Origin of the sequence: uncultured Parabacteroides sp. (assembly GCF_947855115.1) — a bacterium.
Taxonomy (GTDB): domain Bacteria; phylum Bacteroidota; class Bacteroidia; order Bacteroidales; family Tannerellaceae; genus Parabacteroides.
In genome coordinates this window covers 48909-62465 of sequence record NZ_CANTZW010000008.1, presented here as the reverse complement: position 1 = coordinate 62465, position 13557 = coordinate 48909, and the positions used below count along the sequence as shown (strand labels likewise).

Annotated in this window: 9 protein-coding genes and 2 pseudogenes; 4 read left to right on the top strand and 7 right to left on the bottom strand. The window is 46.3% G+C overall.

What is annotated here, in order from left to right; translation table 11 throughout:
• Positions 1 to 5 precede the first annotated feature (5 nt).
• Positions 6 to 2648: a DUF5916 domain-containing protein gene (locus tag Q0110_RS07255; RefSeq protein ID WP_297904987.1), complete on the bottom strand. Its 2643-nt coding sequence runs from the start codon at positions 2646 to 2648 to the stop codon at positions 6 to 8.
• Between the two features lie 198 nt (positions 2649 to 2846).
• Here Q0110_RS07255 and Q0110_RS07250 point away from each other — a divergent pair.
• Positions 2847 to 3066 (top strand): annotated as a pseudogene (locus Q0110_RS07250) (flavodoxin family protein); the annotation flags it as partial.
• 248 nt (positions 3067 to 3314) lie between these two features.
• Here the strand turns inward: Q0110_RS07250 and Q0110_RS07245 are convergent.
• The 4 genes from Q0110_RS07245 to Q0110_RS07230 form a co-directional block, all read right to left on the bottom strand.
• Complete coding sequence (locus Q0110_RS07245; RefSeq protein ID WP_297904984.1) at positions 3315 to 4754, bottom strand: efflux transporter outer membrane subunit; 1440 nt, start codon at positions 4752 to 4754, stop codon at positions 3315 to 3317.
• The gene (locus tag Q0110_RS07240) at positions 4744 to 7902 is read right to left on the bottom strand and encodes an efflux RND transporter permease subunit (protein WP_297904981.1); all 3159 of its coding nucleotides are present in this window, start codon (positions 7900 to 7902) and stop codon (positions 4744 to 4746) included. The genes Q0110_RS07245 and Q0110_RS07240 overlap by 11 nt, the downstream gene beginning before the upstream one ends.
• A 5-nt stretch (positions 7903 to 7907) precedes the next feature.
• Positions 7908 to 9071 carry an efflux RND transporter periplasmic adaptor subunit gene (locus Q0110_RS07235; protein WP_297904978.1) on the bottom strand — a complete coding sequence of 388 codons (1164 nt, stop codon included), beginning with the start codon at positions 9069 to 9071 and terminating at the stop codon, positions 7908 to 7910.
• 148 nt (positions 9072 to 9219) lie between these two features.
• Entirely contained in the window at positions 9220 to 9600 is a 381-nt protein-coding gene (locus tag Q0110_RS07230; protein WP_297904976.1) for a hypothetical protein, read from the bottom strand.
• A gap of 154 nt (positions 9601 to 9754) precedes the next feature.
• Between Q0110_RS07230 and Q0110_RS07225 the strand changes: the two genes are divergently transcribed.
• A complete protein-coding gene (locus tag Q0110_RS07225) occupies positions 9755 to 10420 on the top strand; it encodes a DUF6198 family protein (protein ID WP_297904973.1) in 666 nt (221 codons plus the stop codon).
• 87 nt (positions 10421 to 10507) lie between these two features.
• Here Q0110_RS07225 and Q0110_RS07220 read toward each other — a convergent pair whose 3' ends face one another.
• Together Q0110_RS07220 and Q0110_RS07215 are read right to left on the bottom strand one after the other, a co-directional pair.
• On the bottom strand, positions 10508 to 11239 hold the full coding sequence (locus Q0110_RS07220; RefSeq protein ID WP_297904970.1) for a copper homeostasis protein CutC: 732 nt from the start codon (positions 11237 to 11239) through the stop codon (positions 10508 to 10510).
• A gap of 9 nt (positions 11240 to 11248) precedes the next feature.
• Positions 11249 to 11393, bottom strand: a pseudogene (locus Q0110_RS07215) (KilA-N domain-containing protein); the annotation flags it as partial.
• Positions 11394 to 11788: 395 nt separating this feature from the next.
• Here Q0110_RS07215 and atpD point away from each other — a divergent pair.
• Both atpD and atpC read left to right on the top strand, forming a co-directional pair.
• Complete coding sequence (gene atpD, locus Q0110_RS07210) at positions 11789 to 13306, top strand: F0F1 ATP synthase subunit beta (RefSeq protein ID WP_297904967.1); 1518 nt, start codon at positions 11789 to 11791, stop codon at positions 13304 to 13306.
• Between the two features lie 5 nt (positions 13307 to 13311).
• The gene (gene atpC / locus Q0110_RS07205) at positions 13312 to 13545 is read left to right on the top strand and encodes an ATP synthase F1 subunit epsilon (protein WP_297904963.1); all 234 of its coding nucleotides are present in this window, start codon (positions 13312 to 13314) and stop codon (positions 13543 to 13545) included.
• The last annotated feature ends 12 nt before the right edge of the window (positions 13546 to 13557 follow it).

The window sequence follows — 13557 nt, the reverse complement described above, 5'->3', positions numbered from 1 at the left end:
TATATTTACAAGTTGAACCAATAATTCATTTTGATCATGAACGTATTTGTAGAAGGGAGTCTCCACATACGATCCAAATTAGTCCCCCAGCCGGAAGTATACCAGTTATCCCGGTTTGACATCCGGTGTTCCCATACAAAGTAAAGCGTGGAGCCGGGCAAGTATTCCCAACGGGCTACCAAGTTAGAACGAAACTCGTTAAATCTGAAATCCGGGTTCTCAAAAGCGATCTGCCCGTCTCCCTTCCCTATCGTATAGACACCCTCCGCATAACTTAGGTTGTCTGGGCCAACACGCCGGAAACGGTTCTCAAAGGCATGCGACTTCGTATCTGCCGCTAATTTGAACTCATCATATTTTGCGATAGAGGTAAATGGGGCGCCATAGAACTGGATGGAAATATCGGGAGTCACGTTCACCTGCAATTTCAAAGTGAGGCCATAGGTCTGCTGATCCATATGCCCCATGACATAGCAAGAATTCAAGCTACTCGAACCAAGTGGGTTCGCCGTAGCCACATATTGCATCCGATCTGTATTCCAAGCATAATCCAACTGCCCGGACAAATAGACGTGGTTTCCTAAACGGAATGTCAAGCTTGGTGAGATCGTATTGAAACGATTCCCTTCGAAATTATGATCTCCCTCATATTTCAGCATGAACATCATCCGTTTCGCCTTATCGGTGTTAAATTTAGCGGAAGTCGCAAAATAAGGTCCGAAACGGACATCCGGCCCTCCCCTCAACAGGCGGCTATCCAGCCAGTTCCAACAAAACGTTTCCTTCACGTCCCATTCATACCGATCCATTGTCATACTCTGCCAACGCAAAGAGGCGTTGTTACAGAAAGGAGTCCCGCCATAATTCCACATATTCTTCTGAGACAAGGTAAAGGCATTATACCGGAAAATTCTCCAGATATCGGTCTGCCGATACACGATTTCCGTTTCATTCATCAAATAATCCGTCTCCTTCATATATCCGATATCATTCAGGTCGAAACCGGGAGAAGACCAAGTGAAGGTCTCCGAGAAATTCCATTTGGCATTACCTTTCCTCCCCACTTTCACATAACCTCCTGTACCTGTTAAGGAACGACGGGCAGGATCTACTCCCAGATAACCGGAGGATGACTCCCGTTGATAATAATGTGCTACGCTTTTTTGTAAAGCTGTAATCGCAGCGGCGTTACCATGCAAGGAACTCAACATCCCTTTTACATCTACATAATAAAGACGGTTCTTGAAATACTGGGTAAAATCAATTCCTGCCGTGAAAGCGTTACGCACCATTAAGTCCTCCAAGTAAGGCTGGTCCAAGGCACGGTTTACCGAAGTGACCATACCACCCAGCAAGGTATTCCCTTTCCAGTTTTTTTGGACACGGGCTACCGTATAATTCGTCAAAGGCTCTACGACCTCTACGTTTTCCATTCCACCACGAGTGACCTTAGAGGAGGAACGTGCCGTCACGCTCTCAATTACCCCGATTGTCAGGCCTCGTCGATTCGTCCCGGTCAGTTTCAAAGCCCCGATAATCGGAACATTCTCCTTCGTACTGGCAAAATTGTTTATATTATCGATATCCTGTGGCGTATAGGAAGGAGATGCCCCGATCCTCCGGGTATAAAACATCATATCATTTCCGTTAGCGAAATCCAAGATATGCTTCCCTTCCAAGAAAAAAGGGCGTTTCTCCTCATAGAACGTCTCGTAGGCCGTGAGATTCATAACCGAGGGATCTAATTCGACCTGCCCGTAATCCGGATTGATCGTCATATCCAACGTATAATCCGAGAGGGCAAACTTAGCGTCCAAGCCCACATTACCTCCCCAGCTATGTCCTTTTTGGTAAGGACTACCGTCTATTCTAGGCTCATGCCTGTATTTCCCCATCACATAAGGCAAGAACTCAATGCCACGGGGCTTCGGAACAGAATCCATGCCGCTCATGTTACCGAAAGAGAAAACATGCCCGTTATTTTTCAAGGGAATCATGCTCCAGTTCTGCACCTCATTATTCCGGCGAATGATACGGCGTACGTGCAAGCCCCAAACGCCATCTTTTGATTTCTGGTTATAACGCAACTGGCTGAATGGGATACGTAGCTCGGCGGTCCAACTGGAATCTGCCTGGTCGATATGTGTCCGACCTTCCCATACAGCGTTCCAACTCAAATTGACATTCAGCTTATCCGTCACGACCAGATCCGTCTTATTTCCTCCCAAATTGATATTGAATTCCGGGGCCGCACGATAATCATGGTAGGTATCGAAAGCGACACTGATCAAATCGCCAAGGCTATTATCATCCCGGTTCCCGATAAAACGATTCATTTTATCCGGCATGGCATCTTTACAATATACACCTACGTAGATATATTTATCATCGTAGAAAAGCTTTACCCGGGTCGGGGATTGAGTGACCACCCGCTCATAGGGGATAATTTGCACGAAATGATCCGACCATTCACCCTGTTTCGTCCAAAAATCCTCATCTAGTTTACCATCGATTACAGGTCTCTCTCCCGATACTTTCCGGATCGTATACGTACGTTTATAAGCTTTCTCAAAAGGGACGATCGAATCTTGCTGGGCCTTGCACAACAAAGATAATCCTAAAAACACAAATAGAGTCTGATATCTCATAATGGTCTAGACTATAGGATAATAATAGACCTCAAAGATAGGGATAAAAAACGAGAAATAAAGCAAAAATTCAGTCGTTCGGAAATCTCTGTCATGGAAAGCTTTTTTGTCTCAGTAATCGGATAATCTCCTGAAGAGTAAAACGGTTCATCCGACAAGAGGTTGGTTTACCGCTTACCTTTTTACATATCTCAGATACATGGTAGTACCGGAAATAAACTCAAAGGCAAGAAACTCATCCCCTCTTGGAGTACCCGAGGCATTATATAGCCACGAAGGGGCAATGGGCTATACTATCGACGAATTTCTGTCCTGTTACAAAACCACCTGCCAACTGACTCAAATGGAGTATAACGGCAGTGTTTATACTTGCGGTGTAAGTTATAGTACCTCCATTACCCTTGAGCTTATCGAATAACAAAAAGTCCTATCGGTAGGACATGCCGAACGTCTTATCAAATTACTCAAAACAGTCTGATACCTTATCGTAACAAGTCGCTCACACCACCAGGATGGGTTCCAGAAGAAACGACAAATGGTCGAAGTTGTCCAGCTTTGTGAAAAATGTATCTCCACTGTAATCCGCAATGCAGTATCCCTGCGATACCTTTGCGGAGCCACTGCAATACTGATGCAGTAGCTCTGCAAGGTTTGCCACAGTAAAAATCAACAACCGCCTCCCAATGCCCGGTATAACAAGATCTTCTTCCGGCATAAATCAGTGACAATATCAATATGCTCCAACTCGCTATCCAGATAACGTTCCTCGGCAGAAAGCACCTCCAAGAAACCGACATAACTCAACTGGAACATCTCGCTGGCGTTCACCACGGATCGCTGGTGAGCCAAAGACTCTTCCTCTTTCAAGTGGATACGTTCCGTCTGGGTCTGGCAGGCACAATACAAATCAAGTACCTCGGTATATGCGTTCAACGCAGTCTCATGATACTGGGATAAAGCGATACGCTGGGAAGCTTTCGCCTCGTTCCACAATGAGCGGATCTCATTTCGGCGGAAGATAGGAGCCGTGATACCCGCAGCCAAGTCATACACCAGAGATGCAGGCGAATGAAACCACTTCCCCACGTCAAAAGCATTGAAACCTCCGCTAGCACCAAGAACCAACGAAGGATAGAAAGCCGCTTTAGCCGCTATCGCATCCGCTTTGGAGGCGATCAGTTCCATCTCGGCAGAACGCACGTCCGGACGTAGCGTCAGCAGGTTCGCCGGAATCCCTTCCGACAAAGGAACTGGTAATTTACGCAACTCATCAAACCCCATCCGACGAATTTCAAAAGGAAAAACACCTAACAGGCAAGCGATAGCCCTCTCCTTCTCACCGATTAACTGGTCGTTCTCCAGCAATTTGCTTTCTATCGACAATACACGGGCATAAAACTGATCGACCGCCAGTTGAGTCTCCGCTCCTTCTTTCTTAAGCTGACGAGTCAACTCATAGGAACGACGGGCACTGGCCAAGGCGTTCCGCAATACCTCTTCACGCCTGTCCAAACCTATCAACTCATAATATTGAATCGCCAAGTCGGAGATCAACATCGACTGGGCAAAACGAGTGGCCTCCACGGAAGCCATCCACCGAGCGGCGGCGGCCTGTTTCTTACGGGTTAGTTTCCCCCAGATATCCGCTTCCCATTGAAAGCTCAGGCTCAATCCAAAATCTCGGTACGGGTCTGGTATGTGTTTATCCTTCGGTAGGGAAGGTACATTCGTCTCACTGTTACCCACACCATCCATCGTATATTCACCGAAACGATTCACGGACGCCCCGATACTCAATCCCACGTCCGGCAACAAAAGCCCCTTCGCCCGTTGCAAGGCTGCACGGCTCATGGTGATACGCTCCATACTTTGCCGAAAAGAATGATTATTGCGTAAAGCCACTTCCACGTAGCCCTGCAACAAAGAATCCTGGAAAAAGACATCCCACGACAGGGGTTTCACGAAAGTAGTGTCAATCGTACCCATCTCGCCGGATTCTGGAAGCGAGATCCGCTCGTCCACCGATAACTCAGGGGTCTTACAGCCGGCCAAAGCAACCAAAGCCAAGGCGCATATCATTATATATCTCATCTTATTAATACACATACTCGTCTTCTTTAATTTGCTCTTTCTCTTTTCTCTTTTTCAAATAAGTAGCCAGTGACTCAAAAATCACATAAAGCCCCGGGATCAAGAAGATGCCGACAAACGTACCGATAAACATACCTCCGGCCGCCGCTGTACCGATAGAACGGTTACCCAAGGCACCGGCTCCCGAAGCGATCGTCAACGGAATCAAGCCACTGATAAAGGCGAAGGATGTCATCAGGATCGGACGTAAACGGCTGGTTGCTCCCTGAACAGCGGCCCCCATCACGCTCACCCCTTCCCGGCGGCATTGGTTCGCCACCTCAATAATCAAGATCGCATTCTTTCCCAGCAAGCCGATCAACATCACCAGTGCTACCTGCGCATAGATATTATTCTCCAATCCCACCACATATAGCAGGAAGAATGAGCCGAACACACCCGCCGGAAGCGACAGGATAACCGGAAGCGGGAGGAGCAAACTCTCATATTGGGCGGCAAGCAACAAGTAAACAAAGATCAAGCAAATAGCGAATATCACCAAGGTCTGTCCCCCGGATTCCTTCTCTTCCTTCGCTACACCAGACCATTCGATATCATATCCACGGGGCAATGCCTCGGAAGCGATCTCCTCGACAGCAGCCAAGGCCTCACCCGAACTGACACCCGGAGCAGCTTCACCGGTAATCATGGCCGAGGTAAACAAGTTGTAACGGGTAATCTGGCTCGGCCCGTATACGCGCTCCATCGTCATAAAGTTGGAATAAGGCACCATATTCCCCTCTTTATTCTTAGCGTACAAGCTAAACAAATCCTCCGGATTCATACGATACTCTGGAGCCGCTTGCAACATGACCTTATACATCTGACCGAAACGGACGAAATTGGAAGAGTAGAAACTACCTACATAGGATTGCAAAGTCTCCATGGATTCATTCACATTGATACCCAACTTTGCCGCTTTCGCCAAATCCACACGGAGTAAATATTGCGGGAAATTCGGGTTGAAACCGGAGGTTACACCTGTCAGACGAGGGTCTGCGTTTAACTTTGCCACAAAACTCTTGGCAACTTGATCCAACTCGGCAAAGGTACCGGCGGTCTTGTCTTGCAGACGAAGCTCGAAACCACTCGCATTACCGAATCCCGGAACCGTAGGCGGCAAGAAGAACTGGATATCCGCATCCTTGATATGAGCCACACGATCCGCATATACGCTCATCAATTCTGCGGCGGTCTGCTCTCGCTCATCCCAAGGGGTCAAGTTAATCATACCCATACCGAAACTAGCACCCTCCGTCTCAGTCATCAAGCTATAGCCGGCCAGCGTAGAGATCGTCTCCACCTCTTCCAACGGCAACAAAGCCGCCTGTACCTTGTTCAAGGCCGCTTCCGAACGTTCCAAAGTCGCTCCTGGAGGCGCATCTACATTCACATAGATCATACCTTGGTCTTCGTTCGGGATAAAGCCGGAAGGTAACACAAGCGTCATTCCCCATGTAGCCAAACAGAAAATAATCAAAGTAGCGTACGTCAGTGTCCGGCGATTCAAAAACCATCTTAAATTCAGCCGATAGCGACGTTCCAAGAAATCATAACGGCGGTTAAAGCCATCGAAGAAACGAGTCAAGAGACTTTTCTTTGCCTTTTTCGAATGAGATACCGGTTTCAGCAATAAGGCGCAAAGGGCCGGAGACAACGTCAAGGCGTTCACACCGGAAATAACGATCGCCACGGCAAGCGTCAACGAGAACTGCCGATAAAAGATACCTACCGTACCGTCCATGAAACCCACCGGGATAAACACGGCAGACATCACCAACGTAATGGCAATAATCGCTCCTCCGATCTCACGGATCGCTTTCTCTGTCGCTCTCAACGGGGGTAACTTCTCATTATGCATCTTTACGTGAACCGCCTCCACCACTACGATCGCATTATCCACCACGATACCGATAGCGAGTACCAACGCAAACAAGGTCAACATATTGATCGAGAAACCCAACATCTGCATAAAGAAGAATGTACCGACCAACGATACCGGAACAGCGATCGCCGGTATCAATGTAGACCGGAAATCCTGCAAGAAAAGATACACCACGATAAATACCAAGATAAACGCCTCCAACAAAGTCTTGAGTACGACCGATATGGAAGCGTCCAAAAAACGAGATACGTCGTACGAGATATTATATTCCATGCCGGGAGCGAAAGTCGTCTCCTTCAGTTCCTCCATCTTCGCCTTGATCTGTTGGATCACCTCACGGGCGTTCGAGCCCGGACGCTGCTTGATCATGATAGAAGCAGAAGGTTTTCCGTCTGTCATGGAGATCATATTATAATCCTCGGAGTCGAACTCAATCGTCGCAACATCTTTCAGACGAAGCACGGAACCATCCGGCAAGGCTTTCAAGACTATCTCGCCATATTCCTCCGGCGTACTGAACTTACCACTATATTGCAAGACGTATTGTAATTGTTGTGGTATCTTATCGGAACTAATACCGGTCTTACCTGGAGCGGCCTCAATATTCTGTGAACGGATCGCCTCTGTAACCTCCTGCGGTGACATATTATAAGCTGCCAAACGGTTCGGGTTCAACCATACGCGCATCGCATAATCACGACTACCCATGATCTCCACGAATCCCACGCCATCAATACGCTTCAACTCGCGCAAGATATTAATATCGGCGAAGTTATATACGAATTTCTCCGTATGGGTACTGTCCGAGCTCATGATGTTCAGATACATCAACATACTGTTTACCTCTTTCTCCGTGATCACACCGGCACGGATCACCTCTTCCGGAAGCTCATCCAGCACGGTGGTCACACGATTCTGCACATTCACGGAAGCTACGTCCGGATCAGTTCCTACCTTGAAATAGATCGTGGTCAAGGACATACCGTCGTTCGTACAAACAGAGGTCATATAGGTCATTCCGGGTACACCGTTGATGGCACGTTCCAACGGGGTCGCCACCGTTTTCGCCATCACGTCGGCATTCGCTCCGGTATAACGGGCGGTAACGGTAACGGAAGGAGGCACAATATCCGGGAACTGGGTGATCGGCAAAGAATTGATCGCCAGCAATCCCAAGAAGACAATTACCACCGAGATCACGCCCGATAAGATAGGGCGCCTGATAAATATTTCAAACATAGGGCTTACTTATTATTCTCGATTTCGTTAGACGATTCCAATTGGCGACGGATCGTGGCCCCATCTACCATCTCGGGATTGATAGTCATACCGTCCGTGATCATCTGGACTCCCTCGTAAACAATCACGGTCTGGTCCGGTAAATCCTGCGTTACGTAATAAGAACCGTGACGGGCCAACGGTTCGAAGCTGCGGACACTTACCTTCCCGTCTTCCGCTACCGTATATACATAGGTAAAATCCTGGATTTCAAAGGTGGATTGTTGGGGAACCAAGACTACATTCTCCATCTTTGTCAACATCCGGATCTTACCGGACACGCCATGCCGCAGCAACCGCTCCGGATTTGCGAAACGGGCACGGAAAGCGATCGATCCGGTTCCCCGCTCAAAGTCTCCTTCCACAGTCTCCACCTTGCCTTTATACCGGTAAGTGGACTGGTCGGAGAGGATAAGTTCCAAATTATTATATTCCGGTTGATCGATACCGCTCAATTGGGTTCGTTTATATTCTAAATACTCCTTTTCGTTAATCTTGAAATAGGCGAACATGTCTGATACGTCCGTCAAGGAAGTCAACAAGCTAGTAGGTGTAACCAAACTTCCTACCTTAAAGGGGATACGGTCTACATATCCCTCGAAGGGAGCCGTGATCGTTGTGTACGAGAAATTAGTCTCCGCACGTTGCAAACGGGACTTCGCCTGCTGTACTTGTAAGCGCGCCACATCAGCCTCGGCCATTGCTTGCTCCAAACGGATCGGCGAAATGATATCTTTCTCCACCAAGCGCTTGATTCGGTCTACTTCAACTTCAGCCATCTTCAGCTCGGCCTGCGCCTGTTTATGGTTGGCCTGCGCCTCTTTTACCTCCTCATACAGCTCAGCCGAAGACAGTTTAAAAAGTACCTGTCCTTTTTTCACGTGCTCGCCCTCATCCACAAGGACAGCTTCCACGAATCCTTCCACCTTAGGTTTTACCTCCACAAACTGGACCGCCTGCACATCCGCTACATAAGACTGTGGCACCTCAATGGTCGTCATGGCTAGCCGCATGACTGGCGTATGATCATCCCCCCCGGATTTTTTTTCCCGGTTTTGGCTGCAAGAAACCCAAACACAGGCCGTTAAGCATAGCAAGGGCAAATAGCTAGAAAACAATTTTCTCCTCATAAAACTTTATAGATTATAATTATTTGATTTTGATTTTAGTATGGCAATAGGATGTATCCTCAAGCCCTTCCGAGATACGAGTATACAACCCTGAAGCACATCGGTGAGTCACCTCATGCGCTACAATTAAAGAAATAAATAAGTTCCGCTAGATCAAATAGGAACAGAACCAAACGAAGTTCTGCGCTTTATGCAAGTTATAAAACAAAGGTAGTTTGGCGCATTGCCGTAATTCCAAGGAATGGATTAATTCATGTAAATCTATAATCGTGAATAAGCCCGAGATTAAATCGACCTTCAAGGCCTTGATTTGCGCTTGCTCTTGGCGAACTGTCCGCAATGAGGCGTTATCGTCAAAATCCAACAACACGTCTGGCTCCTCTCGATCAACCATTTCCATCGAGACAATAGCGATATTCTCCGGAAAGAAATCGCTTCCAATAGAATAAAACTGCAACAGCACCAACATAATCATAAGTATGATACGCTGATGAAGCCCAAAACCTGTATCTAATGTCGCACTTCGCATCTCTTATTCAATGGTGGTACAAAGATAAACAATCTTTTTATGTTAAAAAAATGAGATCGATCATTTATCACTCTTAACAAAAAAGTAATATATTTGCGCATCTTTTCATACATCTTTACGTACTAGGAGAAACTAAAGAGAATACAAGTTTGATATGGAAATTAAGGAGATTCTAAAAAAGTATTCAGTTTTTATTACAGGACTCTATTTTTTAGCAGTTGGTATTGTCTTAATTGTTCGTTCCGCATTGGGTACCACACCCATTTCTAGCGTGAATTATGTATTGAGCTTAAACAGCCCTTTATCTTTAGGAACATGGACTTTTATTGTAAATATACTCCTGATAGCCGGTCAATTCTGGATTATCCGGAAATATAAAAGCCGGCAAGATACAATAGAAATCCTTCTCCAGATTCCTTTTTCTTTTATATTCTCGGCATTTATCGACTTAAACATGGCTCTGACCAGTCATTTACATCCAGCCTCTTACATAGCGTCGATGGCGTTACTACTGGTAGGGTGTATCGTACAGTCTATCGGTGTTGTACTGGAGCTTAAACCGAGAGTGGCGATGATGAGTGCCGAGGCGTTTGTTAAATACGCATCCCGGCATTACAACAAGGAGTTCGGGAAGTTCAAGGTTTATTTTGATGTTACTTTGGTAAGCTTAGCGGTATTGATATCGCTTATATTTACCCAAAGTATCGAAGGAGTACGCGAGGGCTCACTGATAGCCGCCTGCATAACGGGCTATATCGTCAGTTTCTTAAATCAAAAGATACTAACGCGAAGGACACTTTACCGTATACACCATTTTTAATCCATCAACGGATATAGGCACCGCCCTAGCTTATATGGGCGTAAAGGCGTGCCCATGCCGACATAAACTTATGCCAATAACCGGTACTCAAATATAAGCCCTCACCTTCTCCCGATCCGTTTGCATCGTCTCAAATTCGGAAGAGACGATACTGCTTCCCATCGGAACGTTCTCATTACGATATTCCATTTTGCTATATACGATACTCCGGGCAGAAGTATGGAACTCTTTTGCGCCGGTCTCCGCTTCTATCCTCTCGATATTATTTTCACGCACGCCACATCCCGGCATAATGATAATCCGTCCATCCGCACGTCTTACCAGCTCAGCGATTAAAGGGATTCCTTTCACGGCATCCGATTGTTGGCCGGAGGTTAAAATACGGTCACATTCCAATTCGATCAGTTGCTCCAAGGCGACGAACGGGTCCCGACAGACATCAAACGCACGATGACAGGTCACGGATAGAGGCTTTGCCGCCTCGATCAACCTCCGCATCAATGGCAGATCAATATCTCCGTCTTTCGTAAGACAACCGAAAACTACGCCATGTACTCTCAGTTCCTTGCATAGTTCTATATCTAATAACATTGACTGTATTTCTGCTTCCGTATAGAGGAAATCACCACCTCTTGGACGGATAATCACATTTATATCGATCTTGGAGGTCAAGGCCTGTGCCGTCTTGATCTCTCCATAACTAGGCGTAGTTCCTCCTTCAGGTATCCCAGCGCAAAGTTCCACGCGGGTAGCACCTCCCATCTCTGCCTCCACACAACTTTGGGCAGAATTCGCACATATCTCAATAATCCGTTTCATGTTTATTTAGTTTTTAAATACCGCATTTAGATTCTCATGTTCGAGAGACAAAGCAATTCGTTAAACGTGTGGCATAATCACAGATATTTCCTTTTTGCTCAAGATTCTGTTCTCGCCATTGCTTTACAGCCATACCTGACATGGCAACATTCAACTTAATCTTAGCCATATCATCAGATATATCGTATTTTATCACAAAGATATCCCAAAATTAGAGAAATCACTTATATTCATCTTTTTTCTTTATTTACACACCCAATACCCCCCTATAACAGATTAACAAAATAAAACAGAACTATCTCCTTTGCTATCAAAAAGGCATCAAATTCGTATCTACTTATCATTCTAGATCTTATAAGTCTGAATGCAACTATCCAATTCGTCCAAATAAGAAACAAATTGGTTTATTTTAGAACTATAATCAAATAGTCAAAAGTTTAACTAAACTCAAAAAGACACAAAAAGTTATATTTTTTAAAATCGAAACACCATAAAACGTAATATTGCAGCGACATTTTAATAGGTTAAGATAAATAACAAATTGGTTTTATGGGAGAAATAAAAGGCTATATCTCACAGGTTATCGGCCCGGTAGTGGATATCCACTTTGATTATGGGGCAGAAGAAACTGTAACCCTTCCTCGTATCCACGACGCCATGGAGATTTCCCGTCCAAACGGAAAAATCTTGATCGTTGAAGTACAACAGCATATCGGGGAAAACACCGTCCGTACCGTAGCAATGGATACGACCGATGGACTGAGACGGGGCATGGAAGCCGTGTCATACGGAATGCCTATCACCATGCCGACGGGAGATCAAGTCAAAGGGCGTTTGATGAATGTCACCGGTGATCCTATTGACGGCATGACTGAGCTTACTAAAAGCGGAGCTCTTCCCATACATCGGGAGCCTCCTAAATTTGAGGATCTGACAACGACCCAAGAAGTATTGTACACGGGTATCAAAGTTATCGATTTACTGGAACCTTATGCAAAAGGTGGTAAGATCGGACTTTTCGGGGGAGCTGGAGTTGGTAAAACGGTGTTAATCATGGAATTGATCAATAACATCGCAAAGAAGAACAATGGATTCTCTGTTTTCGCCGGAGTAGGAGAGCGTACGCGTGAAGGAAACGATTTGTTACGTGAGATGATTCAATCTGGTGTCATACGATATGGCGAGGAGTTCAAGAAGAGCATGGAGGCCGGCCATTGGGACTTATCAAAGATCGATTATGAAGAGCTAGCAAAATCGCAAGCGACCTTGGTATTCGGACAAATGAACGAACCACCGGGAGCTCGCTCGTCTGTAGCCTTATCGGGCTTGACCATCGCCGAATCTTTCCGTGACAAAGCCTCTGAAGGAGAAAAGAAAGATATCTTGTTCTTTATTGACAACATTTTCCGTTTCACCCAGGCTGGTTCCGAGGTTTCCGCTTTGCTGGGCCGTATGCCCTCTGCCGTAGGTTACCAACCTACACTCGCCACGGAGATGGGTGCTATGCAAGAGCGTATCACCTCTACGAAAAAGGGCTCTATCACCTCTGTACAGGCGGTTTATGTCCCGGCTGACGACTTGACAGACCCAGCTCCTGCAACCACCTTCACTCACCTAGACGCAACAACCGTATTAAGTCGTAAGATCACGGAGCTTGGCATCTACCCTGCCGTAGACCCTCTGGAATCTACATCGCGTATCCTTGACCCGTTGATCGTAGGTAAAGAACATTACGAGACGGCGCAACGGGTAAAACAAATTCTGCAACGGAACAAGGAACTACAAGATATCATATCTATCTTAGGTATGGAAGAGCTTTCCGACGAGGACAGGTTAACGGTCAACCGAGCCCGCCGGGTACAACGTTTCTTATCTCAGCCTTTCTCCGTGGCTGAACAATTCACTGGTGTTCCTGGGGTCATGGTTTCCATAGAGGATACGATCCGGGGATTTAAGATGATCATGGACGGGGAAACCGATGACATACCTGAACAGGCATTCTTAAACGTAGGAACCATCGAGGATGTCTTGGAGAAGGCTAAGCACCTGAAAGAACAAGCAAACTAATCAATATGAAACTGGAAATTGTAGCACCGGACGGTATTCTTTTTGATGGCGAGGTAGAGTCTGTCTCATTCCCGGGAAGCGCCGGCTCATTCGACATATTGCCTCATCACGCTCCATTGATAGCGGCGTTAAAGGCAGGTACGATCCGGTTCGAGGCGAACGGCAAAAGACAAGAACAAACGATACAAAGCGGATTCGTAGAGGTAAAAGACGATATCCTATCCGTTTGCGTCGAATAAAAACATACGACA

What these genes read in the sequence shown, in the direction of transcription:
- Q0110_RS07255 (WP_297904987.1), bottom strand. Translation starts at nt 2,648, where the DNA reads ATGAGATATCAGACTCTATTTGTGTTTTTAGGATTATCTTTGTTGTGC.
- Q0110_RS07245 (WP_297904984.1), bottom strand. Translation starts at nt 4,754, where the DNA reads ATGTGTATTAATAAGATGAGATATATAATGATATGCGCCTTGGCTTTG.
- Q0110_RS07240 (WP_297904981.1), bottom strand. Translation starts at nt 7,902, where the DNA reads ATGTTTGAAATATTTATCAGGCGCCCTATCTTATCGGGCGTGATCTCG.
- Q0110_RS07235 (WP_297904978.1), bottom strand. Translation starts at nt 9,071, where the DNA reads ATGAGGAGAAAATTGTTTTCTAGCTATTTGCCCTTGCTATGCTTAACG.
- Q0110_RS07230 (WP_297904976.1), bottom strand. Translation starts at nt 9,600, where the DNA reads ATGCGAAGTGCGACATTAGATACAGGTTTTGGGCTTCATCAGCGTATC.
- Q0110_RS07225 (WP_297904973.1), top strand. Translation starts at nt 9,755, where the DNA reads ATGGAAATTAAGGAGATTCTAAAAAAGTATTCAGTTTTTATTACAGGA.
- Q0110_RS07220 (WP_297904970.1), bottom strand. Translation starts at nt 11,239, where the DNA reads ATGAAACGGATTATTGAGATATGTGCGAATTCTGCCCAAAGTTGTGTG.
- atpD (WP_297904967.1), top strand. Translation starts at nt 11,789, where the DNA reads ATGGGAGAAATAAAAGGCTATATCTCACAGGTTATCGGCCCGGTAGTG.
- atpC (WP_297904963.1), top strand. Translation starts at nt 13,312, where the DNA reads ATGAAACTGGAAATTGTAGCACCGGACGGTATTCTTTTTGATGGCGAG.